The sequence below is a fragment of the Corallococcus silvisoli genome (genome assembly GCF_009909145.1).
GTDB lineage: Bacteria > Myxococcota > Myxococcia > Myxococcales > Myxococcaceae > Corallococcus > Corallococcus silvisoli.
Map to the genome: position 1 here is coordinate 1 of NZ_JAAAPJ010000005.1, position 26,291 is coordinate 26,291.

The following is a 26,291-nucleotide window of genomic DNA, read 5'->3' on the forward strand; positions in this document are numbered from 1 at the left end:
CGCGCATCGCGGCGCCCGCCGAGCACGGTCGTAGTCCGCCTTCAATCCTTCCGGCACGTCGTTGGCCGGACGGTTACGTGCCCCGGGAGGTCACGGACAGCACGCACTGAGAGCCAGGCAGGAACCACGCGGCCACACAGCCAGACACGGCGCGCGAGGCAAGCGGTGCGGTTTCTTCCAATTGGAGATCCCACCAACGCAGCGGCGTGCCACCCTGCCGTTGAACCGAGAGCAGGTAGCGCGAGGTCGCATCCCAGCGCAGCCACTGCCTCCGCGAGTACGGGGACAGCTCCGGTTCGCCCAGCGTCCGCAGCAGCGACAGGTTCCGCGCGGTGTCCGGTGTCAGCGAGGAGGAAGGCGTGAGCATCGCGAGGTGCCGCGCGGGGAGTTCGGCCGGCGCGAGGCCAGCCCTGCATCTCGCGCAGGAGAACCTCCGCGAACCGCATGCCGAGGAGATGGTGATTGAGCTGGCTCTCGAAGATATCGAAGGCCGGGAGACGGGCAGCGGTGGTCAGGGGTACGCCCGCTCCAGGGCGCTCCGGGTCGCCGTGGAGCTGCACACGATGAAATTCGTGACGCACCACTACGAAGAAGCGGGCTGGGAGGTGACGGACGTATCAGCGCGTGAGTCCTGGGACCTCGTGTGTACCCGGGTGGGCGAGCCGGAGATCCACGTTGAGGTGAAAGGGACGATCTCAGATGGCGAGAAGGTCTTCCTGACCCGGAACGAGGTGGAGCACGCGCGCCAGCGGTATCCTCACGTCGCTCTCGCCGTCGTGACACGAATCAATATCACTTGGGTGGAGGAGCGTCCCGTTGCCTCGGGCGGGTCACTGCGGGTCCGCAGTCCCTGGGTGGTCGAGGATGCGGCCCTCAGCCCCATCGCCTATGAATATCGCCCGCCGGTCTCGCCCGGCGATTGAGTGACTCGCCGAGGAGGATACGCGCTGGCGCAACCCTGTGAGTTGCCCGCACCAACTATGCCCCCTGGCGCACTGCATCACATAGACTGAAGGATCGCCTCCACCTCGGTTGCACTGAGAAATGATCGGGCGGCAACGTCAATGGTGTACCTGATGCCTGTCACGCCCCGCGGAGGCACGTAGTCATCAGGCAGTCGGGGAAAGGTCCCCTCCACCGCGAAGACGTGGGCGTCGCGGAGGTTGAAGCGCAGGAGCGAGCCCGTCTGGCGGAGGCCATCGTGCCAGCCGATGTTCTTCAGCTTGGCCTCGAAGACGTCGATCGCGCGCCCGTCCGTCCCGAGCTTCACGATGATCTCGTTCACCAGCGTCGTGATGGTGGCGGCACCCCCGATAGACCTTTCAAGGAGGACGCTTGCGATCAGGAGTCGCTTGCCGGCGGGCGCACGTAGCTGATCCAGGCGGGATATCTCATGTTTCTCGTCGGCCTTGGCCGTGGTCTTCACCTCGATGTGGACCGCGTCTCCGACGAAATCGTGCTGTTCGCCCAGCGGACCGCTCCAGAGGTGGCACGCGCGCGCACCGATCGAGGGGATCAGAACGTTCGACAGGATCCACAGCTCTCCGAACAAGCCCACCTGCTCCCCAACTCCAAGCTCCTGGGCCACGGGCCGGAGCGCGGCGCGCAGCTCATCAATCGTCGCCTCCACCGACGTCGCGGGATCGCGCCGCTCGACACGGATGGCGTAGAGGATCTTGTTCACAAGCATCGTGAAGAGGTCCTCGTGGTGGCTGAGAGCGGAGACGTCGAGCCACGTGCGTTCATTCTCCACGACCCTGACCTCGATGCTCTGGAGATCGGGAGGAAGGCTCGGGGGATCCAACGCCACAGCCACCAGGAGGTGCAGCCTGCCATCAGCCTCGATGCCTAGCTGGCAGTCCGTGAAGTCCTTCTCGACCGGCTCGACAATGAAGTCATGCGGGGTGCGCCGCCGACGGAGCGACTCCCAGCGTACGGCCGTCACATCAGCCATGCAGGAGCCCGCGGTTCACCATGAATGAGCGGCCGTCGTCGCTCGTACGGGGCAGGGACAGGGCCACGCCCAGCACCGCCCGCGATGGCGCCTGCAACGGCTCAGGGTCGAGAGGGTACAGGAGTAGCAGACCACGCGCGGGCGGCCGGTCCTGCCGAATCGCACGAGCGTTGAACGTCATCCCTGCCCGGTAGCGTTCCGGGCCCCCGTGAAGATCCACGCCCTCATGGCGCGGATCCGTCAGGATCCCGATGGCCTCGTTCCCGGTCAGCGAGCGGTGGACCAAGCCGTAGGGTCGTCCCCCAAGGAGGACCTGCCGCTCACGCTGAGGGTTCGCCACGAACACGGTCCAGCTCGCCAGTTCGCCCACGGCGGACCGCTCCATGATCCAGTCCGCGATATCTGCGCCCTGGAAGGCCACGCTGTTCGGGTGGCCCTCAAAACGTCGGAGGAAGTCAGCAATGTGGTGAGCGGGCACATCGTGGGTGATGGCTCCGCCGTGGGCAACTTGTGTCGGCGGGTGGGCGATGAGCAGCCCCGACGCCAAGTCGAGATTCCGCTCCAGCAGCGCTGCGTCACGCAAGGGGAACAGGATTGTCTGCGGGTTCTCGGCCGACCAGGAGCGGGCATCCAGCTCCAACATCCGGCTCTTGGCCTTGCTCGTCAGCAAAAGCTTGGAGTGCGCCCGCATCCGAATGGCCATCTCGTCGGGACGCCGCCCGGCTTTGTTGAGCACCGTGATGGAGTCCCGCAGGGCATCCTCGACGAGGGCCAGCTCCACGAACCACTCCGCGATTCCGTCGGTGGTCCAGATGCGGATCAGATCGTCGTACCCGCTTCGGAAGCCGTACCAGCGCGCCATCTGGAGGAGCGTGTCGGCCATTGTCGTCGTTCGCAGGAAGTAGGCGATGGTGAGCCCTTCCAGCGTCAGCCCACGGGACAGGCGGTTGCCACCGACCGCGATCAACTGGCGTCCGGGGCGCTCCTCGTACTCCAACTCCTCCCCGGTCGTGCTGTTGAGCACGACGACTTGGAGCCGCGCAAGGTTCCGTTCTGCCTCGTCGAAGACGTCATCGACATCAGCAGGCAGAGACACCTGTCCGAGGTCTTTCAGCGACGACCGCATCATCCCGCGGATGGCCCCGGGCTCCGCTCGGTCGTGGTTGAACCAAGCCCGGATCTGTTCCTCGATTGCTGCGCCGATGCGCATCTGGTCCTTCTGGACCTGGGAGACGTGCACGAGCATGGTGTGGGGCTCACCCTGGTGACCGCGCAGAAGTCGGATGGCCCCTGCCAGCGCGAACGTAAGCAAGGCGTCGCAGAGCGAGTGCGGGAGGTCTAGAGGGCCGTGGGCGACCAGGGGCTCGCCCTTCTTGCGTCGCTTGGGCTTGAGCGCTCTCACGTCGTTCTCATCGACCACACGAAGCACGTTGCGGTGTTGCGCGGTCACCCCGAACAGTTCCTCCGTGCCGGTGTAGCTATCGGGTCGTGGGAGCTGAATTACGAAATCCTTGGGGAACAGGTCCTCGCCGACGTGGTTGTCGAAGGCTCCAGGGTCGATGAGGATGTTTGCGAACGGGGTCGCGGTGTACGCGAGATACGTCGCCCGGGGGCATCTCCGCAGCAGATCCCGAATCAGCTCGTTCGTGCGGGAAGGACCTTCATCGTCGGCGAGTTCGTCCTCATCCACGCTCGGATCGCGGCGGTTACCCCTGGTATTGATAGACGCCTGATCCGCCTCATCGTCGATCAGGAGCAGGGGCACGTCCGCAAGCTGTCCTTCCAGCTTTCCCAGCCAGCCATTGAGGCGTTCCAGGATGGGAACGATCTTCTTCGCGACAACAAGCACGGTGCCGGTGGCGCCGAAGCCGTTCGCCACCTCCGGTTCCTGAAAGTCGGTCTCGGGGTCTGTGAGGGTAATCCAATTCACGCCAACGTCGACGAGTTCGCGCTCGAGCCGCCGCTGCGTCTGATTCCGCAGGGAGTCGTGGATGCCCGACAGGACGATGACCAGGCGATAGCCGACGTCCGCCGCCCGGGCGGCCACCGCCGTGAAGTTGGCCGTTTTCCCAGATTGGACATACCCGACGACCAGTCCGCGGCACTGGAACTCGGGCCGTCCTATAAGGGTGGTTCTCGCGATGATCCGAAGGGACTCCTCGGCGACCGAGTCGACCTGATGCGGCTTCCACTTCGGCTGGGAGCGCAGGTACGCCTCGTGCCTCGACCAGTTCGTCCAGGCCGTACCGTCGATCCAGAGCCTGATCTTAGGCTTCAACGTGAAGTGATGGTGCGCTTCACTTCCCATCGAGCTTTCCATCGAGGATCGGTACGACGCCCGCCTGCTCCAGTACGCGGAGGAACTCCGACAGCGCCTTCTTTGCCTCGTTGTCCCCATCGATCGCCTGCGCAAGCGCGACCAATTCCGGGATCCGATGGGAGAGCTCCACTTGCTCACCCGCGAAGCCCGTCTTGCGCTCCCATGGGAGCGACGCCCCCTCAACGAGCCGTAGCGGCGAGCGCTCCTTCTTAGGGGCTGGGGGCGAAGGAGTCGGCCCACGTCCGGTCCCCGTTACGCCCGTCGTTTTGCTGGCGCTGGCCCCCGCCCCGGCCCCGGTTCCGCCTGGCGTTGCTCCGCTCTCGCCACCACCGGTACTCACCTTCTTGTCGTAGCGGCTTCTCGCTTGGCTCCTCGGGGTCTTTAGGATGTCCTTGAGGTTGTCGGTCAGCGCCACCGGAAGTCGGATGACTTGCTTGCTGATGTCGACTTGGAGCTGGTCGTCGGCCTGCCGATCGAAGTCCACCGCCACGCGGAGGAGCTTGGTGTGCTCGTCTTTTGCGAACAGGTCCTCCCACCCGCCCCACTTGATGAGCCGGTCGAGGCGATAGAAGTAGAAGCCCTGGGAGTCGTTCCACCGCCCGCTCAGCGTCATTCGGTCGCGCTGTTCCCGGATCGCCTGGGGCGGTTGCTCCTTGTGGTATTCGTGGAACTCGGCCTCGTTCGGCATCACGTAGGCACGCACGGTGATGATGGGCCGCTTCGAGGGGTCCTGGTGCCCAGGAAGCTCGATGCTGCGAGGGTCGAACGCCTTGGTCAACGGGTGCGCCATCGGGTTGTTCGGCCGCAGCTCCGTGCCCTTCAACAACCGGATAGTGACCCGCTGCCGGCCGCGAACCGCGCCCTCCAGGAACCGGTGGAACACCAACTCCAAGTGATCGCGGACGGCCGCAACCTCCTGAGTATAGGGCTCCACGCCCTTGACCTTGGGGGCCTCTATCGGAGGCCGCATCCGGGTGAGCAGTACCGCTGTTCCTGAGGTCCCGAGTCGGACGGACTCGGCGTACTTCTCCTCCACAGGGTCCTCAAGGATCTCCCAGCGGCGGGTGCGGTCCAGGTGCTCCCGATCCCAGGTCAGTACGCTCTCGGGGCTATTCGCCGCCTTGGAGACGACGGTGAGTCGGTCAGCCTGGGACCAAGCTGCACCCTTTAGACCGTAGCCGTACTTCCCGAGATCAGCTGCGTCGTAGTCCCGCTGGTGCCCTATCTTCATCGCCTCGCGCAAACCCTCGGGCGTCATGCCAACCCCGTTGTCGCGGATGCACATCCACCGCCCGCCCTGGTTCGGGTTGGGGAATATGATGTCGATCTCGGAAGCACCCTTCGACAGGCTGTTATCCACGAGGTCGGCGACGGCGCTGGGAAGGCTGTGGCCGGCGCGTGCCAGGATCTTGAAAAGGCCTAGTGGGTCGGGCTCCAGCCCGGTGCTGCGGTTCGGGTTGTTCCGCACGTTCTCGACCTTCTCGAACAGCTGGGGGTAGTGCTCCGCGAGGACCTGCCGGCAGAAATCGCCCTCCTCGCCGTACAGCGCGATCATGGCGGACTTGCCGAACCTCGCGCTCTCGCCGTGGTTGATGATGGCGGTTCTAGCCGGGTGTCCGGTCGGGACGACCACCCACGAGGCCGATGCCGGGCTGCTCGACGAGTCCACCACCATCGCGAACAGGACGCCGGGCTCGACGAAGCCGTAGTACTGACTCTTGGGGCAGTGCCCTTCCAGGCGCCAGTTCTTCTCCTGCTTCTTGAGCCACTGTTCCTTCACCACCACCGTCTTCGCGGCCTCCAGGCAACGGCAGGTGATGGCGATGCGGTCGGAATCCTTCGCTGCGGGGAACACGCGGTCCACGACGTCCGAGTCGTAATTGATCGCGCGCTGTTTCGAGCCCTCCCGCCCGCTCCGGCGGTACTCGTGGAACATGCCGAGTTCCGAGTGGGTGAGCAGACGCAGGATCGTGAACGTCATCGTGAGCCTTCGGTGGTGATGATGTGCGACTGCGGCAGCCCCAGGAGCTCGCTCCGCATGTCAGCGACCGAGGGGGCTTCGAGGCTCTCACGCATCCCCATCGCGATGGCGTAGGCGAACAGGGGCGGAACGGCGTTCCCGATCTGCCGGAAGGCGGGGTTCATCGACCCCTTGAACACGAAGCCATCGGGAAACGACTGAAGGCGGGCCGCCTCACGGACAGTGATCGTGCGCGCTTGGTCAGAGTCGTAGTGGATATGCGAGTACGAGTCCTTGCCCAGATGGGCCATCAGGGTCCGCACAGGCTTGCCCGCATCTAGCTTCCACCACTTGTTCGGGAACTTCGTCGGGTCGTAGGGGATACGCCACGCGACGATGAAATCGCGGACGTCAGGGTCGCGGGCGTCGGTGCTCAGGCCACGGCGCTTCCGATGCACCAACCAAGACGAGATCTTGCGCTCCACATGCGCATGGACCTCGGGGTACTCCCAGCCCGCCTCGATCTCCGCGAAGATCTTGTAGTCCCGAGGAAGGTAGCGGAAGACATGGCCGGTAGTGGTCTGCGGCGCGAAGCCGGGCCACTTCCGCATCAGCATGGAGTACCGCGTGGTGGGCTTGTTTGAGGTGTAGCCCACCGGCTCCGACGGGTCCTTGGCTCCCCTACGGAGATGCCCGGACCGCAGGAGATCGAGCGCAAAGAGCGGCGGGAGGTCTGCTAGGGCCTCCGAAGCCGTCGTAGCGCGGCTCAAGGAGCGTGTCGGATCTGCTATCCACCGGTGGTGTTCTGAGCCTTCCTCGTGAATCACCCGTCGGGCCGTGTTCTTCGAGCTCGTGTACCCGGACGGGAGGTCCACGTGGTGCGTCGGCGACGGGAACCGAGGCGTGATGCCCGTCGCGCGGTGAAACCCGATGAGGATCATGCGCTCGCGGGTCTGCGGCACTCCGTACCACGCGGCGTTCAGGAGGGTGTAGGCGACGGCGTAGCCTTCCTCGGCGAGGCTCCTGGAGACCAGCTCGGCCACGTTGCTGCCACCGTGGTTCAGGATGTCGGGTACGTTCTCCATCAGGAGCGCTACGGGCTTCGTGGCACGGATGAAGTGCACATAGCGCTGCCAGAGGCTCACCCGACCATCGACCAGGAATGCCTGATCGGCGGTCGCCTCCTGACGGCGATGCGCCTGTTCCCGGAGCTTCGCGCGTCCGACACGAGCGAAGGCTTGGCACGGCGGGCCACCGACCAAGATGTCGATTTGATCCTCGGGGGTTCCTGCGAGCCCCAGGTCTGTAAAGACGCTGACTGCATCCTCTGTCGTGGCGTCGCGCGGGACGTGGTGGGCAGGGCGGTCGCCGCCCAGGGACCGCGGGCCGAAGTTCGCCCCGTGCGATTCCGCAGCCCAGGGGTCGTTCTCGACAGACGCGACCGGCGTGAAGCCGGCGGTCAGGAAGCCGAGGGAGATACCGCCGCAGCCCGCGAACATGTCCATGTACCGGAGCGCGCCCCCTTCCTGGATGCGGCGGAGCTTCCTGCGAATTAGCTCGTCGACGTCGCGGGGGACGGCGGGCCACGGGCCTGTAGCGGCCAAGTCCCTGGATCGACCGGGGGACCAGCAGTAGTCGGGAAAAAGATCCGGAACCGACCGGTCGTGTTTGGCGTGTTTCACCTGTTGCCGCGGCATCAAGAGGCTCTACGGAAAGATCGATTCCCCGAGACGATAGCCTCGAGCCAATCGCTGGGAGGGTACCCTACTGCGGTCGCCAGCTGCTCCACCAAGCGTCGGTGCTTTGCAGCGGGCACCGTCGCCCCACATTCCCACTTCGGTACCGAGAACACCGAGCATCCCATCGAGTGTGCCAGCTCCGCCTGTGTTTCGTTCCATCAATCCCGCACTGCCAGCAAGACGGCGTTCCGCGCGAACCTCGGCAGCAAGCGCGGCGAGATCGTCCTCCGGTACAAGGCGACCGGCAAAGATCCAGCCGTAGCGAGCATCAAGCTGGCCGTCAACTAGCAAGCTTCACGGACTTCCTTCGGTTCATCGCAGGGCTCCTGTCTCTCCTACCGCCTCGACCTTTTGAGCGCACGGGCCTTGGCCGTCACGCGAGGCCCTTCGGACACCTCGACTACATCGGAGGGGGCACACAGCGCGACAATCTCACGACGCTCCAGGCCACCGCCGACTTCCATGACGCGCCGCACACGACGCTGGCCCGCCCATGGGCTACCGCCGCCCCGCACAGCACGTTCGACGCGATCAACGGCACTGGCCAACTCTTCGACGACCTCGTGCTCCCAGATCCGCACCACCCGCCAGCCCGCTTCCTCCAGCAGTGCAGACTGGCGAGCGTCGCGGTCGATGTTGGCGGCCAGCTTGGCCGACCAGAACTCCTCGCGGGAGCGAGGGCGTGCATAGTGAAACGGGCACCCATGCCAGAAGCAACCGTCGATGAACACCGCAACGCGACTGGCCGGGAGCGCTACATCGGGTCTGCCTGCGGGGGTTCGTTCGTGGAGGCGGTAGCGCAAGCCACGAGACCAGAGGGCGCGTCGCAGCGTGACCTCGGGTGACGTGTCCGTGCCACGTATGCGGGCCATCTGTTCCGATCTTGTGAGCCCCATCCGGCCCATCCTCGCACACAATGGGAACACAACCACCCGGTGGGCCTGCTCCGGTTCAGTGGACAGGTTGACTATGCTGCCAGCCTCTTGATTGCGGCCATCCGCTCGCACTCCGCAGGACTGACGTAGCCCAGGGCGGAGTGGCGCCGCTTCCGGTTGTAGACCACCTCGATGTACTCGAACAGCGACTGCTTCGCCGCCTCACGTGTCTTGAAGGGGGTGCCGTAGACGAGCTCCAACTTCAGGGTGGAGAAGAAGCTCTCCGCCACGGCATTGTCCCAGCAGTTGCCCTTGCGAGACATGCTGCATCCAATACCGCGCCTCCAGTCGTCGGCGGTAGTCCTCGCTCGCGTACTGGGCGGATTCAAGCGGTCGGAGTAGTGCAATCGCGGAGCGGGACCGCCGAGCAATGCCATATCGAGCGCGCTCAGCACCAAGCCGCTGTCGATTCTCTCGCCCATCGCCCAGCCCACCACCTTGCGGCTGAAGAGCTCCAGCAGCACCGCCAGGTACAACCATCCCTCGTCCGTCCAGACATAGGTGAGGTCACCCACCCACGCGCAGTGGGGTTGGCCGGGGTGGAAGTTCCTTTCCAGGGTGTTGGGTGCCACCGGGTGGCGATGGGCGGAGTCGGTGGTCCGCACGAAGCGACGCCGTGCGCGTCCTCGCAGGCCCGTCTGGCGCATCAGACGAGCCACTCGCTTCCGGGCCACCCGCTGGCCCCTCGCTTTGAGTTCCGCATGAACCCGAGGAGCGCCGTACGTGCCCCGACTCTCCTGGTGGATGGCTGCCACTTCGAGTTGGAGCGCCCGGTCGCGCTTCTTCCTCTCGGACTCGGGTCGTTTCGCCCAGGCGTAGTAACCGCTCCGGGAGACGCTCAGGTGCCGGCAGAGGGCAGCTACCGGGAAGAGGGCCTTCTCCGCGTGGATGAAGGAGAACTTCACCTCATCTCCTTCGCGAAGAAGGCCGCCGCGTTTTTAGTATTTCCCGCGCCATCGGCAGCTCCCGGTTCTCCTTGCGCAGCCGGGAGAGCTCCTCGCGCTCCAGCGTCGTCAGTGCTCCGGGCTTGCCTCCACCCCGGTCCGTCTTCGTCTGCTCGACCCACAGCCGCAGCGCTGACTCAACCAGCTCGCGTTCGTGCCCGCGGTTCCTGGCCCCAGCGAGCCCGTTCCTCAGGCCTCGCTTGCTGCTGGCACCGGGCCCGCTCCGATTGCTGCTAGTTTGCTGCTGGAGTCAGGGAGCCCCAGAAACAAAGGCCCTGGAGTCACCGGCTTGCACCGGAAACTCCAGGGCCTCTATTTGGTCGGGGCGACAGGATTTGAACCTGCGACCACTTGCACCCCAAGCAAGTGCGCTACCAGGCTGCGCTACGCCCCGAAAACCGCCGTCGTGAAACGGTGCGCCCTTATGCCCCCACACCATTCCGAGGTCAAGCAGGAGGTGAAGGGCGACGGTGGAAAACCTACTCCTCGCCCTCTTCCATTCCCTCGTCGAAGTCCTCGCCCCGGGCCTCCGCCGCGTCCGCCGCCGCCTCTTCCTGCGCGTCGATCTCCGCGTGGTTCTCCGGAGGCGCTTCGCCGTTCAGGGCGCTCTTCAACACCTGGCTCGGACGGAAGGTCAGCACCCGGCGCGCGCTGATCTCGATCTCCTTGCCCGTCTGCGGGTTGCGCCCCACGCGCGCCTTCTTCTGGCGCACCTGGAAGTTTCCGAACCCGGAGATCTTGATCTTGTCCCCGCGCTCCAGCGTCTCCTTCACGGTGTCGAAGACGAGCTCGACGATCTCCGCCGACTCCTTCTTCGAGAAGCCGACCTTCTCGTAGACCCCCTCGATGATGTCCGCTTTCGTCATGCGAGTCCTCTGGCACCCGTGAATGGCCGGTGAACGCGGGGCATGGTGTCAGCCTTCCCCGAACCGTGTCAACGTCCTGGTTTCACTCAGGAATTCAGGCGCGCAGCGCCGCCCCCAGCCGCTGGTTCACCTCCGTGATGATGCGCTGGTGGGCCGCCGTGACCTCCGCGTCGGTGAGCGTCCGCTCGGCCGAGCGGTACCTCAGCGCGTACGCCAGGTTCTTCTTCCCCTCGGGGATGGGCTTGCCCGTGTACACGTCGAACACCAGCGCGTCCTCCACCAGCGGGGCGCCCACCTCCAGGATGACCCGGCGCACCTCCTCGTTGCGCAGCTCCAGCGGCACCACCACCGCCAGGTCGCGCAGCACCGCCGGGTACCTGGGCAGCGCCTGCGCCTGCGGCACCAGCCGCGCCGCCGCGTACAGGGGCTCCGTGTCCAGCTCGAACACGAACACGCCCTCCGGCAGCCCCAGCGCCTTCGTCACGCGCGGGTGCACCTCGCCCACGTGGCCCAATACCGTCCCGTCCTTCAGGGACACCTGCGCGCAGCCGCGCGGGTGGTACGCCGGAGCCTCGGCCGGGGTGAACGCCACGCCCTCCACGTGCAGCGCGTGCAGGAGCGCCTCCACCGCGCCCTTCGCGTCGTAGAAGTCCACGCGCGAGTCCTTCTGCGTCCAGCTCCGGCTCCCGCCGCGCAGGCCCCACACCAGCCCCGCCACGCGCGGCACCTCGTGCGCGGCCGGGCGCATCCCCTGCCCGCCCTGCGCGTCCCGGAAGTACGCCCGCCCCGTCTCGTAGAGGCCCACCGACTCCACCTGGTGGCGCACGCTGCGCGACAGGTTCTCCAGCAGCCCCGGCAACAGGCTGGTGCGCATCACCGACTGCTCGACGCTCAGCGGGTTCATCAGCGCGATGGGCGCGTCCTTCCCGCCCAGCACCTCCAGCGACTTCGGCGCCACGAACGAGTAGTTCACCACCTCGTCCAGCCCCGCGCCGCCCAGCGCCTGACGCAGCCGGCGCTCGGCCTCCATCGACAGGGGCTCCGGCGCCAGCGTGTCCAGGCCGCGCGGCAGGCGCGCCGGGATGTTGTCATAGCCGTACACGCGGGCGACCTCCTCCATCAGGTCCTCCTCGCGCTCCACGTCCACGCGCGCCCGGGGCACCTCGAACGTCGTCTGCCCCGCGCCCTCCTCCACGGACTTGAAGCCCAGCGCCCCGAGGATGCGCCGGACCTCCGCCTCCGGCACCGCCACGCCCAGCACCTTCTCCACCCGCGCGTAGCGCAGCGTCGCCCGGCGAGGGGCCAGCGGCTCCGGCTGCACGTCCACCCGGCCCGGCGCCACCGTGCCACCCGACAGCTCCGCGATGAGCTGCGCGGCCCGGTCCAGCGCCGGCAGCACCGCGTCCAGGTCCGCGCCGCGCTCGAAGCGGTGCGACGCCTCCGTGTGCAGCGCGTAGCGCTTCGCGGACCGGCGCACGCCGGAGCCGTGGAAGTGCGCGGACTCGATGACGATGCGCTTCGTGCCCTGCGTCACCTCGCTGTCCCCGCCGCCCATCACGCCCGCCAGCGCCTGCGCCCGGTCGCGATCCGCGATGACCAGGTCGTCCGCGTCCAGCGTGCGCTCCTTGTCATCCAGCGTGCGCAGCTTCTCGCCCGGCTTCGCGGCGCGCACGACGATCTCCTGGCCCGCCACCTTCTCCAGGTCGAACGCGTGCAGCGGCTGGCCGTACTCCAGGAGCACGTAGTTGGTGACGTCCACCACGTTGTTGATGGCGCGCACGCCGCACGCCTTCAGCCGGTCCTGCATCCACTGCGGCGACGGCTGGACGGTGATGCCCTCCACCACGCGCGCCGCGTAGCGCGAGCACCGCTCCTTCGCGTCGATGCGCACCTTCACCAAGTCCGCCACCGGCTTGCCGGACTCCGCGGTCTTCGGCTGGGGCGGCTTCAGCGCGGCGCCCGTCACCACGCCCACCTCGCGCGCGATGCCCAGGTGGCTCAGCGCGTCCGGCCGGTTCGGCGTGACGTTCACCTCCAGCACGGAGTCATCCAGCCCCAGGGCCTCCGCCACCGGGATGCCCAGCTTCGTGTCCGCGGGCAGGATGAGCAGGCCGGACGAGTCCTCGGTGATGCCCAGCTCCTTCGCCGAGCAGAGCATGCCGAAGCTGTCCACGCCCCGGAGCGCGGCCTGCTTGATCTCCATGCCGTTGGGCAGCTTCGCGCCCACCGTGGCCAGCGGCACCTTGTCGCCGACCTTGAAGTTCTTCGCGCCGCACACCACCTGGAACAGCGCGGAGCCGCCGATGTCCACCTGCGTGACGGACAGCTTGTCCGCGTTGGGGTGCTGCACCGACTCGCGGATCTGCGCCACCACCACGCCGCGCAGGCCCTCGCCGGGGCGCTCCACCCCTTCGATCTCCAGCCCCGCCGCGGTCAGCTTGCGCGCCAGCACGTCCACCGACGGCGGCAGCGCCACGTAATCACCCAGCCACTTCACCGAAATCTTCACAGGTCCACCCTCTTGCCCATCCGGCTGGAATCAGAACTGCTCGAGGAAGCGCGCGTCGTTCTCGAACATCATCCGCAAGTCGTCGATGCCGTAGCGCAGCATGGCCAGGCGCTCCACGCCCATGCCGAACGCGTACCCCGTCACCTCCTTCGGGTCGTAGCCCGCGGCGGTGAAGACGTTCGGGTGCACCATGCCGCTGCCCAGCACCTCCAACCACCCCGTCTGCTTGCACACGCGGCAGCCCTTGCCGCCGCACGACGCGCAGGTGACGTCCACCTCCGCCGACGGCTCGGTGAAGGGGAAGAACGACGGACGGAAGCGCGTGCGCGTGTCCGAACCGAAGAAGGCCCGCACGAACGCGTCCAGCGTGCCCTTCAGCTCCGCGAAGCTCACGTCCTTGTCCACCAGCAGGCCCTCCACCTGGTGGAACATCGGCGTGTGCGTGATGTCCGAGTCACGCCGGTACACCCGGCCCGGCATCACCGCGCGGATGGGCGGCTTGCGCGACAGCATGTGCCGCACCTGCACCGGCGACGTGTGCGTGCGCAGGAGCGACGGGCTGTCCGCCTTCTTCGCGTGCCCCAGGGTGGGCTCGTCCACGTAGAACGTGTCCTGCATGTCCCGCGCGGGGTGATCCTTCGGCAGGTTCAGGGCCTCGAAGTTGAAGTAGTCGAGCTCGATCTCCGGCCCGACCGCCACCTCGAAGCCCAGCCGCGCGAACGTCCGGACGATGTCCTCCATCGTCCGCGACACCGGGTGCCGCCCGCCGGGCAGCACCGAGCGCCCGGGCAACGTCACGTCCAGCTTCGGGCCCTTCAGCTGGGCCTCCAGCGCCGCCTCCTCCGCGCGCTTCGTGGCGTCCGCCAGGAGCTGCTCCAGCTCCGCCTTGACGGTGTTGGCCACCTCGCCCAGCGCCCGCCGCTCGTCGGGGGGCAGCTTGCCCATGCCGCCCAGTACCGCGGACAGCTCCCCCTTCTTGCCCAGGTAGCGGATGCGCAGCGCCTCCACCTGCGAGGGCTCCGACACGCCCGCGATCTCCTGGCGCGCCGCGTCCGCCAACGCCTGCAACCGGTCTCGCATGGTCCTCTTCCCGCCTTCCATTCACGCCCCGGACGCCTCAAGCGCCGGGCAAAAAAAAGGGCCGCCCCCTGGTTGGAGGCAGCCCGTTTCATCTTCGGGGGCCGGCGTCACCGCCAGCCGTGTCTCAGGCTGCCTTCGCGATGTTGGCGACGGCGGCAAAGCCCGCGGGGTCCGCGATGGCCATGTCGGACAGGACCTTGCGGTCCAGGCCGATCTTCGCCTTCGCCAGGCCGGCGATCAGCTTCGAGTACGAGAGGCCCAGCGTGCGGGCCGCCGCGTTGATGCGGACGATCCACAGCGAGCGGAAGTTGCGCTTGCGCACCGCGCGGTCGCGGGTGGCGTAGTCCAGGGCGCGCTCGACGGCCTGGTTCGCACGGCGGTAGCAGTTCTTGCGACGGCCGCGGAAGCCCTTGGCGAGCTTGAGAATGCGATTACGACGACGACGAGCCTTGAATCCCTTTTTGACGCGCATGACACACTCCTGACTGCTGGAAGGTGGCCCCGGGGCGCAGGCATCACGCCGCTCCGCCAGGACTCACGGATTGGTTCAAACCCGAGGAAGGACTTCAGGCCCCGTAGGGGAACAGCTCCTTGATGACCTTCTTGGCGTCCATGTCGCGCAGGTGGCCCGTGCCACGGTTGCCGCGCTTCTGCTTGGGCGTCTTGGAGAAGGTGAACAGGTGCTTGCTGAACGCCTTGCCGAACTTCACCTGGCCGCTCTTCTTCACGTGGAAGCGCTTCTTCGCGGCGCTGCGGGTCTTCAACTTGGGCATGATCCCAAACCTTCCTTCTGCTTCCTGTCGGCCGGCAGTCTTCGTGACTGACGGCGGTCCGGGGCACACGGTTCCCGGACGCTTTGGGCGGAAGCCTCTATCACTCTTTCGATGCGATGGGGGTAGCGTTTCCTACAATCCCTGCAGAAACCACCGCCACCGGAACCTCCGGCGCCCCCTCCCCGGTTCCCCGGGACCCACCTCCCCGCCCGCCTTCCGCCGGCTTGACGTCCGCCGGCCTGCCTTCCTGCTTCTTGCCGGCACCGTCCGCCTGCTGACGGACCAGCTCCCGGGCGCGCTGGGCCACCTTCGCGTTGGGGGCCAGGATCATGAACATCTGGCGCCCTTCCATCCGGGGGTTCTGCTCCACCACCGCGACTTCCTTCAGGTCCTTGGTCACGTCCTCGAGGATCGCGCTCCCCAGCTCCTTGTGGGTGATTTCACGACCCCGGAACATGATGGTGATCTTCGCCTTGTTCCCCTCTTCCAGGAACCGGCGGACGTTGCGGACCTTGAACTCGTAGTCGTGCTCCTCCGTCTTGGGGCGGAGCTTCACCTCTTTCAGGTGGACCACGACCTGCTTCTTCTTCGTCTCCGAGGCCTTCTTCTTCTCCTCGTACTTGAACTTGCCGTAGTCCATGATCTTGCAGACCGGCGGCTTGGCCATGGGGCTGATCTCGACGAGGTCGAGACCGTCCGCCTGGGCGCGCGTCAGGGCTGCTTCGATGGACATGACCCCGAGCTGCTCGGCGTTCGGTCCGACGACTCGGACCTCGCGGGCTCGGATACGGCGATTGGTTCTCTGATCGCGAACGATGGGAGGACCCTCCGACGACTCGGGGACGGAGGGCGTGCCTCAATCCCCGGAAGTCGGGCAAGTAGTCCAGCCCAGACGGGGAGTCAAGTCCCCCTCCACCCTCAGGGCAGCGCGGCTTCCTTGGCGAGGAGCGCCTCGAAGTCGGCGGCCTTCATGGTCTTGAGGTCCTCGCCGCCGTAGCGGCGGGGGGCCACGGCGCCGGCCTCCACCTCGTTGTCGCCCACCACCAGGGTGAACGGGACCTTCTGCATCTGCGCTTCGCGGATCTTCGCGTTGAGCGTCATGCCGCGCTCGTCCAGCTCCACGCGGAAGCCCTTCGCGCGCAGGTCGTCCCGCACCTTGCGGGCGTATTCCAGCTGACGGTCCGCGACGGTGACGATGGTGGCCTGCACCGGGGCCAGCCACGCCGGGAACGCGCCCGCGAAGTGCTCGATGAGGATGGCGGTGAAGCGCTCGAAGGAGCCGAAGATGGCGCGGTGGAGGACCACCGGGCGGTGCTCGGCGTTGTCCTCGCCCACGTACGTGAGGTCGAAGCGCTGCGGGGCCAGGTAGTCCAGCTGCATGGTGCCCAGCTGCCACCGCCGGCCGATGCTGTCCGACACCGCGAAGTCGATCTTCGGGCCGTAGAAGGCGCCGTCGCCCGGGGCCAGCTCATAGGGGAGGCCCAGCGACTCCAGCGCCGCCTTGAGCCCGTCCTCCGCGCGGTCCCAGAGGGAGTCATCCCCCAGGCGCTGCTCGGGGCGCGTGGACAGCTTCACCGCGTAGGTGAGGCCCACCGCCTTGTAGACGCGATCCAACAGCTTCACGAAGCGCCGCACCTCGTCGGTGATCTGGCTCTCCATGCAGTAGATGTGCGCGTCGTCCTGGGCGAACTGGCGCACGCGGGTGAGCCCGCCCAGCGAGCCCGCGGCCTCGTTGCGGTGGAGCACGTCCTGGGTGTGCAGGCGCAGGGGCAGGTCGCGGTAGCTGTGCTTCTTGAAGCCGTAGAACAGGTGGTGCGACGGGCAGTTCATCGGCTTGAGGGAGAAGTCGTGCTCGCCGGACTCGCTGTCGAGCACCAGGAACATGTTCTCCTTGTACTTGCCCCAGTGGCCGCTCGTCTCCCAGAGGCCCTTGTTGAACATCAGGGGCGTCTTGATCTCCACGTAGCCATCACCGGCCGTGAGCCCGCGCATCCAGTCCGACAGCGTCTGGTAGAGCGCGGTGCCCTTGGGCGTCCAGAAGGCGGCGCCCGGCGAGTACGGGTGGAAGTGGAAGAGATCCAGCTCCTTGCCCAGCTTGCGGTGGTCGCGCTTCCTCGCCTCTTCGATGCGCGTGAGGTAGGCCTCCAGCGCCTTCTTGTCGAAGAAGGCCGTGCCGTAGACGCGCTGGAGCATCGGGTTGCGGTGGTCGCCGCGCCAGTACGCGCCGCTGGAGGAGAGGATCTTGATGACGCCGATCTTCCCCGTGCTGGGCGCGTGGGGCCCCAGGCAGAAGTCCACCCAGTCGCCGTGCGTGTAGAGCGTGAGCGTCTTGGCGCCCTTGGCGGCGATGTCCTTGACGATCTCCACCTTGAACTTCTCGCCCTTCTCCTCGAAGAGCCGGATGGCGTCCTCCATGGAGATCTCGGTCCGCACGAAGGGCGCGTCCTGCTTGAGCTCGGCGTTGGCGGCCGCCTCGATCTTCTCCAGCTCCTCCGGCGTGAAGGGCTTCTCGCGGAAGAAGTCGTAGTAGAAGCCCTCCTCCGTCGAGGGACCGATGGTCACCTGCGTGCCGGGGAACAGGCGCTGCACGACGCTGGCCACCACGTGCGCGGCGTCGTGGCGGATGAGGTCCAGGCCTTCAGGGCTCTTGGACGTGAAGATCTGCAGCTTCGCGTCCTCGTCGAGCGTGCGCGTCAGGTCCACGTCCTGGCCGTTGACCCGGGCGAAGAGGGCCGCCTTCGCGAGCCCCACACCGATGCTGCCCTTCACGAAGTCCGCGATGGTCGTGCCCCGGACGGTCTGCTTCTGGCTGCCGTCGGGGAGCGTCACCGTGATGGATTCGGACATGGCGGAAAACCCCTGCGCTGGAAAAAACCACGGGCGGCAGGCTTTTGGAAAAGCCGGCCGCCCGCGAGATGGAACGCTTACTGATGATGGGTCGTAGTGGGATCGAACCACTGACCCCTACCGTGTCAAGGTAGTGCTCTACCGCTGAGCTAACGACCCGTCGTGCGGATGGGCGCGGGGAATAACAGCGGGCTCCCGCACCTGTCAAGGAAACACGAACGCGGGGGGCTTCTGTTCCCTACGTTCGTTCCTCCAACAGCACCCGGACGCGTTTCAACACCGCGTCGAACATCGCGGGGGTGAGCCTCCCCGTCTGGGTGTTCTGCTGGCTGACGTGGTAGCTGCCCACGAGCCACCGTCCGTCCGGTAGCCGGAACTCGGCGCCGTGGCCGAAGACAGGCCGGGGCGTGGGCAGCGGACCGCCCGTGCGAGCAGCCGACGCCAGCGCGGCGTTCCACCCGATGGCCCCCAAGGCGAGCAGCACCCGGCCGGGCAGCAGCGCCATCTCCCGGTCCAGGAACGGCGCGCACCGGGCCAGCTCCTCTGGCAGGGGCTTGTTGTCCGGCGGCGCGCACCGGGCCGAGGCGACGATGAAGGCGTCCGTCAGCGCCAGCCCGTCGTCCCGACTTTCACTGTGGGGCTGACTCGCGAAGCCCGCGCGGTGAAGGCCCGCGAAGAGGAAGTCGCCCGAGCGGTCGCCGGTGAACATCCGCCCCGTCCGGTTGGCGCCGTGCGCGGCGGGGGCCAGCCCCACGATGATCAGCCGGGCCTTCGGGTCGCCGAACCCCGGGACGGGCTTCCCCCAGTAGTCCCAGTCGCGGTAGGCGCGCCGCTTCACCCGGGCCACCTCCTCGCGCCACGCCACGAGCCGGGGGCAGGCCCGGCAGGCGATGATCTCCTGGTGCAGCTTCTCCAGCTTCGTCACGGCCCGCGCCCGCTCCCCTTGTAGAGCTCCGTGCGGCGGTAGCGCTGGAGGACGACGCTCAGGACGACCTTGAGGATGGCGCTGGCCGGGACCGCCAGGAGGATGCCCACGAAGCCGAACAGCTCACCGAACGCGAGCACGGCGATGATGACCGCCACGGGCGCCAGGCCCACCTTCTCCCCCACGACGCGCGGGGTGATGACGAAGCCTTCGGCCAGCTGACCGATGATGAAGGTCGCCGCCACCACCGCCAACTGCCACGGCCCCTGCCACGACAGGAGCACGCCCAACACCGCCAGCACCACGCCAATGCCCGTGCCCAGGTAGGGCACCATGTTGCCGAAGCCGGCGATGAGCCCGATGGCGATGGCCAGGTCGATGCGCGCCACGGACAGCCCCACCGCGTAGAGCACCGACAGGATGGCCCCCACGGTGAGCTGGCCCTGCACGAAGGCGGACAGCACCTCGTCCACCTCCCGGAAGCGCTGGCTCACCAGCGCCACCGAGCGGCGCGGCAGCAGGTCCTGGATGCTCCCCATCAAGCGCGGGTAGTCCTGGAGGAAGAAGAACGCCAGCACCGGCACCACCGACAGGCCCAGCAGCGTGGCCGCGAAGCGCGCGGTGTTGCCGGCGAAGCTCGCGACGAGCCGCGCCGCGGTGGGGCCCGCGCTCTGGATCAGCTCCGACGCCTTCTCCCCCAGCTCCGCGGTGCGCTGGCTCACCAGGTCCGGCAACGACACGCCCAGGAGCGACTCCACCTGCGGCACCACCTGGGTGCTGGCCCGCTGGAAGAAGCCGGGCAGCTTCGCCGCCTCGTCACGGAACACCGGCACCAGGTACAGCCCCGCGCCCACCAGCAGGAGCGTGCCCGCGAAGAAGAGCACGGACGTGCCCCACGTGCGGTCCAGGCCGCGCTTCTCCAGGAGCGTGACCAGCGGGTTGAACGCGTACGCGCCCGTCAGCGCCAGCAACACTGGCACCGCCACCCCGCCGGACACCGACAGGAGCGCGAACACCAGCGCCAACGAGCCCACCATCGCCCCGGACCACACGAAGTCGACCCGACGAGCCTCCGCCTCGTCCAACGCCGCGGGGTCTCCGGCCGGAGGCACGGGCTCCGGGTGCACGACATGCAACACCGGGGAGACCTCCGGGGACGCGGCGGACTGGGGGACCTTCACCGCGCGCTCACTGCCTTTCTTGCGACGTCCGATGACCGCCTCCTGTCCCCGCCCATCCTACGGCGTCTTGGGCTCCTGATTGCGGCTCACGAATGGGCCAAAGCCGTCGCCCGCCACCTCGCGGTCCAAGGCACCAGCCTTGACACGGCCCGGTTGCGTATCGCTCACCGCCCGCCGTTGGAGGGACGGAGGAACGTCTGCGTCCACTCCCCCAGCGTCACCTCGCGCGGACCGGGAACGCCTCGACCCTCACTTCACGGAGCGCCGCCGCCCTCGGGCGCCAGGGGCCGCAGCTTCACGTTGAGCGTCACCCGCGCCCCGCTGGGCGAGTAGTAGGTCGTGTACGGATAGAAGCCGCGCTTCTTCACCTCGACCTGGTGGAAGCCCGCGTCATGCAGCCGCAGGCTCCGGGACACCCCGGAGAAGTCGCTGCACTTGCCCTGCTCCACGCCGTCCAGCAGCACGTCCGCATCCGAGGGTTCGCACCGGAGCACCAGGTCCCCGCTCTTGCCCTCGGCGGAGGCCATCAGCTCGCGCGCACGGACCACCGTCGCCGGCTGTTCCTGCTTCGCCGCGCAGCCGCCCGCAAGCACCGCGAGCGTCAACACTGCCGCCCACCCGACTCGCATCACGGCGCCACGTTCAGCTCGACCGTGACTTCCATCACACCGGCCGGTCGCGCCGGAGCGCCAGCGGCGGTCGTCTGGGGCTTGGAGGCGGCGGCCAGCGCGTCGGTCGCGAGGAGCAGGCAGGGCGCGAAACGTTTCAGGGACATCGTCGTTCCTCGGGCACTCGCGGCGGCGCTACTGCGTGACGATGACGACCCGGCCCTCGGCCAGGAAGCGCGTGTTCGCCTCGGTGAGCGCGCGGGCCCCTTCCGCGTTCAGGACCAAGTCGGAGCCCTGGAGTTGCGCGGCCTTCACCACCAGCGGCTTGTCGCCCACGCGCGCGGCCTTGCGGGCGGCCTCCAGGTTCTCGAACCAGGCCGCCACGCCCGTCGTGCCACGCGCCTCGTCCGTGAGCACCGTCGCGCCGTAGAGCGCCTTGCCCGCCGCATCCACCAGCCTGGGCGAGAGCACCGGCTTCACGCCCAATCCGCGCGCGTCCACCACGAGGCCGGTGTACTTCGCCGCGCCCTCCGCGTTGAGCACGATGGCCACGTCCTGCGCGGGCGTCAGCGCCGCGGTGAGCGCCGCGAGCGGCACCTCCACGTCCAGCTCCACGCCGCTGTCGGAGAAGTAGCGCCGGGCCACGACCTTGTAGCCGCGGATGGCGCCTTCCACGCGGGCCTTCACCTCGTCGCGGGACCACTCATCGCCCACGGTGCGGCCCGCGCTCACCTGGATGACCTTGGCCTGCTCCAGGAGGTTGCGGAACGCGTCCAGCTTCGCGGCGCGCTCGGCGCCCAGGCGCGCCTGGGCCGGGTTGGCGGCCTTGAGGTCCGGCGCCCCGGAGCCCGTGGCGCGCAGGATCTGCCCCTCCCAGTTGATGCCCGGCGAGCCAGCGCCACGCACGGCCTCGACGGCGGGTGCGGCGCTCTTCGCGTCCTTGCCCTGGCCCAGCGCCGTCAGCGGCACGACCAGCAACAAACCCCACAGCGAACGCCTCACGGAGCACTCCTCCCGCTGTCGCCGCGACACGTCGGCGAGCGCACAGGAAACCACTCCGGTCATTCAAGGGGGCCACTCCGCGCGAAGTCAAGGCGACCCGAAGGACGGACGGATCCACCTGACGTCCTCCGCGCGCATTCCGTGAACCGCCGGTGGCACCGCGCGGTCGCGGTGGCACACCCGGAGGATCACCTCGCGTGTCAGTTGCCTTCGGTGTGACGGTCCACGTACGCGTCGATCATCTTGCGGTGCCGCTCGGTGAGCAGCGTGAAGCGCACACCTGACTGCTCCTTGCGCCCCAACTCCTTCCACTCGCGTACGACTTCACCCTCGGCGTAGATGATCTCCTCGGAGCCGGGGAGCTGGAACTGGAGGCCCACGCGGCGCGCGTCGTGCTGGGGCTCGATGAGGCGCGACAGGCTGACGCCCTCCTGGCTGATGTCCGCCGCGCGGGTCATGTACGGCACGCCGCCCATGTACTTGTTGAGGTAGATGTCCAGGGGCGCCCGATTGGCCTTCCGCTTCTCGCTCATTGGCTCATGACCTCCGGCTGGTGCAACAGGCCGCTGCGTGGGTGAAGCGACCTGAAGGCACAGTACGGTCAGACGTCATGCGCGCAAGAAAACGGCGCCCTGCTCCCTCGGAAGACCGGCCTGGAGGCGCCGTCTTTTTTCGCTCGCTGGATTCTTCGCGTTGGCTTGTGCGTACGACCTGCCCGGAAGGATGACCGGCGGCGCATGCGCGGCCCTATAGTCCCCTCCATTCTCGTGAAAGGCGGAAGCATGCGGATGCAGTGGAAGGCGGCCCTGGTGCTGATGCTTGGCGCTCCGGGACTCGCGCTGGCGCAGTCCTCGACCAAGACCTCGAAGCCGGCCGCCGCGCCGGAGGCCCCCGCGCAGGCGGCCTCCCAGGCGCCGCCGGACCTCCAGACGGATGATCAGAAGGCCATCTATTCGCTCGGCGTGACGCTGGGCCAGAGCGTGACGGCGCTCGCGCTGACGCCCGCGGAGGTGCAGCTGCTCCAGCACGGCCTCCAGGACGCGCTCGCCGGCACATCCCCCGCCGTGGATCCAAAGGAGTACACGCCGAAGATCCAGGCGCTCGCGAAGGCACGCCAGGCCCAGGTCAACGTCGCCACGCTGGACCGAGCCTCCAAGGAGCCTGGGGCCACCCGGCTGCCCTCCGGCGTCATCTACCGGGAGCTCAAGGCCGGCACCGGCAAGGTGCCCCGCGCCATCGACACCGTGAAGGTGCACTACCGGGGCACCCTGGTGGACGGCTCGGAGTTCGACAGCTCCTACGCGCGCGGCATGGCGGCGGAGTTCCCGCTCAACGGCGTCATCCCCTGCTGGACCCAGGGCGTGCAGAAGATGAAGGTCGGCGGCAAGGCGAAGCTCACCTGCCCCGCGAGCACCGCGTACGGGGAGCGTCCGCCCACCGGCTCGCGCATCCCGCCCAATGCCGTGCTCCAGTTCGACGTGGAGCTGGTGGACATCCCCGGCAACACCGCCGTCACCCCGTAGCGCGTCCCCCGCGACGGGGGCCCGTGCGAAACGGGCCCCCGCGCAGGCATCAGCGCACCGGCGAGCGCACCGACCGGCCACCGAAGGGCGGATCCGCCATGATGGCCTGGGCCATCCGGTCCGCGAAGGTGCGCCCCTCCCGCTCAAAGGCCGCCGTCTCCTCCTCGTTCAGGAGCACGCGAACCTCGAACTGGACGATGCCGCCCACCAGGACCTCGATGGACAGCGCTCCGCCCCGCCCGCGCAGCACGCGGTACAGGAGCGGACTCTGGAGCAGCACCTCCTCGTCGCTCACGGAATCTCCGCCACCTGCGCGTCGGCCACCGGCGCGTTGATGACCATCACCTCCGGCACGCCGCCAGACGTGTAGCCGCCGAACTTGAAGCAGTCCTTGTCCTCCGGCGTGGTGCACTTCCACACGCCCGGATCCGCGTCCACCGGCAGCCGCGTGCAGACCTTCCGCGCCCCCAGGTCCAGCGTCATCATCCGCAGCGGGCCCTCGAAGTTCTTCGCGGGCAGGCCCAGCGCCTGCCCCAGCACCGCCGGGTCATGCTTGCCGTCCGCCGTCTTCGCCTTCTCCACCGCGCCGTGGATGGTCGCCGACGGCGCCGCGAACAGGTAGCAGCCCGCGTCGTTGCAGCGGCCGAAGTTCTTCGCGGCCGCCTGCACCACGAACTTCTGGTACGCGCTGTCCGTCATCAGCCACGACACCTTGCGGTCCGGGAAGTTCTTGTCCACGTGCTGATCGATGCCGTAGGGGCTGGCCAGCGTGTCCGCCTCCTTGGAGATGCTCTTCTGCGCATCGTCACAGTTGTCCACCAGCGACGCGGCCGCGGGCTCCGACGGCTCGGACGGCTTCGAGCCCCCCTTCATCGAGGCACAGCCCACCACGGTCGACAGGGAACCCAGCAACAGCGCTCGGGAAATGAAATTCACGGTCACTCCTCCAGAGATGTGAAAATTGGAAGGCCCGGATATCACAGCGAGGCTGCGGTGGCGCGCAACAAAGCGTCCGCGCTGACGGGGGCGCCGGTGGCGTGGCGCATCCATTCGTCCGGGGTGACGGAGCCGAAGATGGCCATGCGCTCGAACTCCGCGCCCAGCGGGCCGTGCTGCTTCAGGTGCTCTTCAATCTGGAAGGCGATGAGGTGCCCGAGCGGGTAGTCCGGCAGGTACAGCGGATAGCTGATCATGTGGCTGTAGATGCCCAGCAGCGGGCTGTCCCTCCCTCCCAGCACGGGCGCGTAGTACCGGTTCCAGATGTCGCGCGACAGGCCCGCCACGGCCTCGCGAAGCTGCGCGGGCGTGGCGTCCGGGTGGTCGTACATCCAGTGCCACGTGGCCATGTCCACCAGCGCCACGCCGGCGATCTCCCAGGCCTGCCAGAAGTCGTTGAGCACGCGCTCGCGTTCGCTCTGGGCATCCGGCTTCCCCAGGCCCAGCAGCTCCAGGTCGCGCGCCTGGAAGACGAAGGCCAGCGCCTCCGTGAAGGCGTTGTTGGGGACGCCGGACAGGAGCGTGTGGTCCACCTCGTACAGGCTGAAGACCTGCTCCACGTTGTGCCCCAGCTCGTGCACCGCGATGTTGTAGCCCTTGTAGTCCATGCCCCCCTTCTCCACGCGCGTGCGCAGGCGGGGGAAGTCGCCCCGGCGCAGCGCCGGCTGGGCGTGGCCGGCGCCGCGCGAGGCGTCCACGCGGATGCGCGACGTGAGCATGTCGGCCTTCTCTCGCGTGAAGCCCAGCCCCTGGAGGATGCGGGGGATGTCGCGCGCGAAGGCGTCCGCCGTGGGGTAGCGCTTGCGCGTGAGCGCGTCCAGCTGCGCCTCCGGCACCTTCGAGCCCGGACGAAAGCCGGGGTACCACAGGTCCTGCGGCTCCAGCGGACGGCCCAGGCGCGACTCGATGAGCTTCGCCACGCGCGGCACCAGCGGAGACTCGAGCAGCTGCGTGAGCAACGCGCGCACGCGCGCCTCCGGCAGGCCCCGGTCCAGGTCGAAGCTGCGCGCGATGCGCGTGGGGGCCACCGGCGAATAGGGATCCGCCCGCCGCGACGCCTGGAAGGTCGCGAGCAGCCGCGCGTAGCGCGTGTCCGGCTCCGGCGCGGGGTCCGCCTTCGCGGGGCGCTCGGGTGCGTTCGGCTCCACCGACGCCGCCGGGGCCACCGTCACCTGGTTGGTGAACGGATCCCAGTCCACGCGCGGGTTGTCGATGACCGTCGCGGGGATGGACTGGGTGACGATTCGCTCCATCACCTGGACGATCATCCGCTGCTTCGCCAGCCCCTGGGGATCCGTGTAGTCCGCCTTCAACTCGTCGCGCAGGTTCCAGTGGCTGATGAGCCGCAGGCCCTGGGGGAACAGGCGCTGGCCCTTCGCGTCCACCAGGTGGTGCATCCAGACGTTGTATTCAGCGATGTAGAGGTTCGCGTCCGCGATGGCCTGCGACACCTTCTGCTCCACCGCCGCGGGCACGCGCCGGTTGAAGCGCGACGCGAGCTTCGCCTCCGCCCACTGCCGCCGCGTCCAGGCCGGACCGTCCTTCGTGCGCTCCTCCAGCGTGGTGAGCGGGAAGTTGAGCAGCACGACGAAGCCCGGCTTCGCCTGGAACAGGTCCGACGTGACGTTGGAGGAAGGGTCATACGCCGCGAGCAGCGGCTCCACCGGCAGCAGCGGCCCCAGGTCCAGGTCCGTGAACCACTGGAGCTCCCGGCCCAGCTCGTTCATGTGGCCGTCGAACTGCTCGAAGAGCCCTTCCAGGCGCTTGAACGTCGCGTCCAGCCGCGGGCCCTCCGGCAGGAACTGCTCTCGCGCGAAGGCCGCCAGGTCCCCGTCCTCCGCGCGCCACAGCGTGGCCACCTGCTCCACGCCGCGCTCGATGCGGGCCCGCTGGGCCTCACCGTGCTTCGCGACCAGCTCCGCCTCGAGGGAGGCCAGGGCCTCCTTCGACACGGGCGCGGATGACGCGGGCGCGGACGCAGCGCCTTGCGCGCGAGCGACGGACGCGGCGGGCGACGTGGGAGTGGACGGCGTGGCGCAGCCGAGGGCGGCCACGAGCGGCAGCAAGCGCAGGCGGGGGAAGCGGGTCGGCACGGACATGCGGGCTCCAGAACGGACAGAAGGCCCGAC

The 26,291-nt window shown here is 68.0% G+C and carries 25 protein-coding genes and 2 tRNA genes; 2 read left to right on the plus strand and 25 right to left on the minus strand.

Going from position 1 to position 26,291, the window contains the following annotated elements:
* Nucleotides 1–73 precede the first annotated feature (73 nt).
* Nucleotides 74–367 (minus strand): hypothetical protein, encoded by a 294-nt coding sequence (locus GTY96_RS08975; protein ID WP_161664478.1) that lies wholly within the window; start codon nt 365–367, stop codon nt 74–76.
* Between GTY96_RS08975 and GTY96_RS38545 the strand changes: the two genes are divergently transcribed.
* Entirely contained in the window at nt 360–923 is a 564-nt protein-coding gene (locus GTY96_RS38545) for a DUF3883 domain-containing protein (RefSeq protein WP_161664479.1), read from the plus strand. The two genes, GTY96_RS08975 and GTY96_RS38545, sit on opposite strands and share 8 nt — an antisense overlap.
* Before the next feature lie 77 nt (nt 924–1,000).
* On the opposite strand, the gene GTY96_RS08985 is transcribed toward GTY96_RS38545, so the two are convergent.
* From GTY96_RS08985 to GTY96_RS09085, 21 genes are all read right to left on the minus strand, one after another.
* Complete coding sequence (locus tag GTY96_RS08985) at nt 1,001–1,954, minus strand: PD-(D/E)XK motif protein (protein ID WP_161664480.1); 954 nt, start codon at nt 1,952–1,954, stop codon at nt 1,001–1,003.
* Nucleotides 1,947–4,262 (minus strand): Z1 domain-containing protein, encoded by a 2,316-nt coding sequence (locus GTY96_RS08990; protein WP_235685493.1) that lies wholly within the window; start codon nt 4,260–4,262, stop codon nt 1,947–1,949. Before GTY96_RS08990 ends, GTY96_RS08985 begins: the two co-directional genes overlap by 8 nt.
* A complete protein-coding gene (locus tag GTY96_RS08995; RefSeq protein WP_161664482.1) occupies nt 4,252–6,255 on the minus strand; it encodes an ATP-binding protein in 2,004 nt (667 codons plus the stop codon). The genes GTY96_RS08990 and GTY96_RS08995 overlap by 11 nt, the downstream gene beginning before the upstream one ends.
* Entirely contained in the window at nt 6,252–7,931 is a 1,680-nt protein-coding gene (locus tag GTY96_RS09000) for a DNA cytosine methyltransferase (protein WP_161664483.1), read from the minus strand. The genes GTY96_RS08995 and GTY96_RS09000 overlap by 4 nt, the downstream gene beginning before the upstream one ends.
* A gap of 377 nt (nt 7,932–8,308) precedes the next feature.
* Nucleotides 8,309–8,878 (minus strand): very short patch repair endonuclease, encoded by a 570-nt coding sequence (locus GTY96_RS09005; RefSeq protein WP_328700813.1) that lies wholly within the window; start codon nt 8,876–8,878, stop codon nt 8,309–8,311.
* Nucleotides 8,879–8,940: 62 nt separating this feature from the next.
* Entirely contained in the window at nt 8,941–9,813 is an 873-nt protein-coding gene (locus GTY96_RS09010; RefSeq protein WP_161664485.1) for an IS3 family transposase, read from the minus strand.
* A 356-nt stretch (nt 9,814–10,169) separates the two neighbouring features.
* Nucleotides 10,170–10,246 (minus strand) — tRNA-Pro (locus GTY96_RS09015).
* An 85-nt stretch (nt 10,247–10,331) separates the two neighbouring features.
* Nucleotides 10,332–10,718 (minus strand): integration host factor subunit alpha, encoded by a 387-nt coding sequence (locus GTY96_RS09020; protein WP_120613048.1) that lies wholly within the window; start codon nt 10,716–10,718, stop codon nt 10,332–10,334.
* Between the two features lie 94 nt (nt 10,719–10,812).
* Nucleotides 10,813–13,227: a phenylalanine--tRNA ligase subunit beta gene (gene pheT / locus GTY96_RS09025; protein ID WP_161664486.1), complete on the minus strand. Its 2,415-nt coding sequence runs from the start codon at nt 13,225–13,227 to the stop codon at nt 10,813–10,815.
* A 30-nt stretch (nt 13,228–13,257) separates the two neighbouring features.
* Nucleotides 13,258–14,307 (minus strand): phenylalanine--tRNA ligase subunit alpha, encoded by a 1,050-nt coding sequence (pheS, locus tag GTY96_RS09030; protein WP_143900569.1) that lies wholly within the window; start codon nt 14,305–14,307, stop codon nt 13,258–13,260.
* A 124-nt stretch (nt 14,308–14,431) separates the two neighbouring features.
* Entirely contained in the window at nt 14,432–14,779 is a 348-nt protein-coding gene (rplT, locus tag GTY96_RS09035) for a 50S ribosomal protein L20 (RefSeq protein WP_143900571.1), read from the minus strand.
* Nucleotides 14,780–14,873: 94 nt separating this feature from the next.
* Complete coding sequence (rpmI, locus tag GTY96_RS09040) at nt 14,874–15,080, minus strand: 50S ribosomal protein L35 (RefSeq protein WP_014397248.1); 207 nt, start codon at nt 15,078–15,080, stop codon at nt 14,874–14,876.
* A gap of 100 nt (nt 15,081–15,180) precedes the next feature.
* Nucleotides 15,181–15,897, minus strand: a complete 717-nt coding sequence (infC, locus tag GTY96_RS09045; RefSeq protein ID WP_143900573.1) for a translation initiation factor IF-3 — start codon at nt 15,895–15,897, stop codon at nt 15,181–15,183.
* Between the two features lie 101 nt (nt 15,898–15,998).
* Entirely contained in the window at nt 15,999–17,927 is a 1,929-nt protein-coding gene (thrS, locus tag GTY96_RS09050) for a threonine--tRNA ligase (RefSeq protein WP_143900575.1), read from the minus strand.
* A gap of 87 nt (nt 17,928–18,014) precedes the next feature.
* Nucleotides 18,015–18,086, minus strand: a tRNA-Val gene (locus GTY96_RS09055).
* 79 nt (nt 18,087–18,165) lie between these two features.
* Nucleotides 18,166–18,852 carry a uracil-DNA glycosylase gene (locus GTY96_RS09060; protein WP_143900577.1) on the minus strand — a complete coding sequence of 229 codons (687 nt, stop codon included), beginning with the start codon at nt 18,850–18,852 and terminating at the stop codon, nt 18,166–18,168.
* Nucleotides 18,849–20,033: an AI-2E family transporter gene (locus GTY96_RS09065; RefSeq protein WP_370456564.1), complete on the minus strand. Its 1,185-nt coding sequence runs from the start codon at nt 20,031–20,033 to the stop codon at nt 18,849–18,851. The genes GTY96_RS09060 and GTY96_RS09065 overlap by 4 nt, the downstream gene beginning before the upstream one ends.
* A gap of 254 nt (nt 20,034–20,287) precedes the next feature.
* A complete protein-coding gene (locus GTY96_RS09070) occupies nt 20,288–20,662 on the minus strand; it encodes a PEGA domain-containing protein (protein WP_161664487.1) in 375 nt (124 codons plus the stop codon).
* The gene (locus tag GTY96_RS09075) at nt 20,662–20,808 is read right to left on the minus strand and encodes a hypothetical protein (RefSeq protein ID WP_161664488.1); all 147 of its coding nucleotides are present in this window, start codon (nt 20,806–20,808) and stop codon (nt 20,662–20,664) included. The genes GTY96_RS09070 and GTY96_RS09075 overlap by 1 nt, the downstream gene beginning before the upstream one ends.
* A 28-nt stretch (nt 20,809–20,836) precedes the next feature.
* The gene (locus GTY96_RS09080; protein WP_143900580.1) at nt 20,837–21,643 is read right to left on the minus strand and encodes an LPP20 family lipoprotein; all 807 of its coding nucleotides are present in this window, start codon (nt 21,641–21,643) and stop codon (nt 20,837–20,839) included.
* A gap of 200 nt (nt 21,644–21,843) precedes the next feature.
* Entirely contained in the window at nt 21,844–22,176 is a 333-nt protein-coding gene (locus GTY96_RS09085) for a PilZ domain-containing protein (protein WP_120566093.1), read from the minus strand.
* A gap of 249 nt (nt 22,177–22,425) precedes the next feature.
* Here GTY96_RS09085 and GTY96_RS09090 point away from each other — a divergent pair, with 249 nt between their 5' ends.
* Nucleotides 22,426–23,166 carry an FKBP-type peptidyl-prolyl cis-trans isomerase gene (locus tag GTY96_RS09090; protein WP_143900582.1) on the plus strand — a complete coding sequence of 247 codons (741 nt, stop codon included), beginning with the start codon at nt 22,426–22,428 and terminating at the stop codon, nt 23,164–23,166.
* A 49-nt stretch (nt 23,167–23,215) separates the two neighbouring features.
* Here GTY96_RS09090 and GTY96_RS09095 read toward each other — a convergent pair whose 3' ends face one another.
* Genes GTY96_RS09095 through GTY96_RS09105 form a run of 3 tightly spaced genes read right to left on the minus strand, consistent with a single transcriptional unit; the run spans nt 23,216 to nt 26,261 of the window.
* Nucleotides 23,216–23,461 (minus strand): hypothetical protein, encoded by a 246-nt coding sequence (locus GTY96_RS09095; RefSeq protein WP_143900584.1) that lies wholly within the window; start codon nt 23,459–23,461, stop codon nt 23,216–23,218.
* Nucleotides 23,458–24,102, minus strand: a complete 645-nt coding sequence (locus tag GTY96_RS09100) for a hypothetical protein (protein ID WP_143900586.1) — start codon at nt 24,100–24,102, stop codon at nt 23,458–23,460. Before GTY96_RS09100 ends, GTY96_RS09095 begins: the two co-directional genes overlap by 4 nt.
* Before the next feature lie 41 nt (nt 24,103–24,143).
* Nucleotides 24,144–26,261 carry a hypothetical protein gene (locus tag GTY96_RS09105; protein ID WP_161664489.1) on the minus strand — a complete coding sequence of 706 codons (2,118 nt, stop codon included), beginning with the start codon at nt 26,259–26,261 and terminating at the stop codon, nt 24,144–24,146.
* Between the last annotated feature and the right edge of the window lie 30 nt (nt 26,262–26,291).

What these genes read in the sequence shown, in the direction of transcription:
- GTY96_RS08975 (WP_161664478.1), bottom strand. Translation starts at nt 367, where the DNA reads ATGCTCACGCCTTCCTCCTCGCTGACACCGGACACCGCGCGGAACCTG.
- GTY96_RS08985 (WP_161664480.1), bottom strand. Translation starts at nt 1,954, where the DNA reads ATGGCTGATGTGACGGCCGTACGCTGGGAGTCGCTCCGTCGGCGGCGC.
- GTY96_RS08990 (WP_235685493.1), bottom strand. Translation starts at nt 4,262, where the DNA reads ATGGGAAGTGAAGCGCACCATCACTTCACGTTGAAGCCTAAGATCAGG.
- GTY96_RS08995 (WP_161664482.1), bottom strand. Translation starts at nt 6,255, where the DNA reads ATGACGTTCACGATCCTGCGTCTGCTCACCCACTCGGAACTCGGCATG.
- GTY96_RS09000 (WP_161664483.1), bottom strand. Translation starts at nt 7,931, where the DNA reads ATGCCGCGGCAACAGGTGAAACACGCCAAACACGACCGGTCGGTTCCG.
- GTY96_RS09005 (WP_328700813.1), bottom strand. Translation starts at nt 8,878, where the DNA reads ATGGGCCGGATGGGGCTCACAAGATCGGAACAGATGGCCCGCATACGT.
- GTY96_RS09020 (WP_120613048.1), bottom strand. Translation starts at nt 10,718, where the DNA reads ATGACGAAAGCGGACATCATCGAGGGGGTCTACGAGAAGGTCGGCTTC.
- pheS (WP_143900569.1), bottom strand. Translation starts at nt 14,307, where the DNA reads ATGCGAGACCGGTTGCAGGCGTTGGCGGACGCGGCGCGCCAGGAGATC.
- rplT (WP_143900571.1), bottom strand. Translation starts at nt 14,779, where the DNA reads ATGCGCGTCAAAAAGGGATTCAAGGCTCGTCGTCGTCGTAATCGCATT.
- rpmI (WP_014397248.1), bottom strand. Translation starts at nt 15,080, where the DNA reads ATGCCCAAGTTGAAGACCCGCAGCGCCGCGAAGAAGCGCTTCCACGTG.
- thrS (WP_143900575.1), bottom strand. Translation starts at nt 17,927, where the DNA reads ATGTCCGAATCCATCACGGTGACGCTCCCCGACGGCAGCCAGAAGCAG.
- GTY96_RS09070 (WP_161664487.1), bottom strand. Translation starts at nt 20,662, where the DNA reads ATGCGAGTCGGGTGGGCGGCAGTGTTGACGCTCGCGGTGCTTGCGGGC.
- GTY96_RS09075 (WP_161664488.1), bottom strand. Translation starts at nt 20,808, where the DNA reads ATGTCCCTGAAACGTTTCGCGCCCTGCCTGCTCCTCGCGACCGACGCG.
- GTY96_RS09085 (WP_120566093.1), bottom strand. Translation starts at nt 22,176, where the DNA reads ATGAGCGAGAAGCGGAAGGCCAATCGGGCGCCCCTGGACATCTACCTC.
- GTY96_RS09090 (WP_143900582.1), top strand. Translation starts at nt 22,426, where the DNA reads ATGCGGATGCAGTGGAAGGCGGCCCTGGTGCTGATGCTTGGCGCTCCG.
- GTY96_RS09105 (WP_161664489.1), bottom strand. Translation starts at nt 26,261, where the DNA reads ATGTCCGTGCCGACCCGCTTCCCCCGCCTGCGCTTGCTGCCGCTCGTG.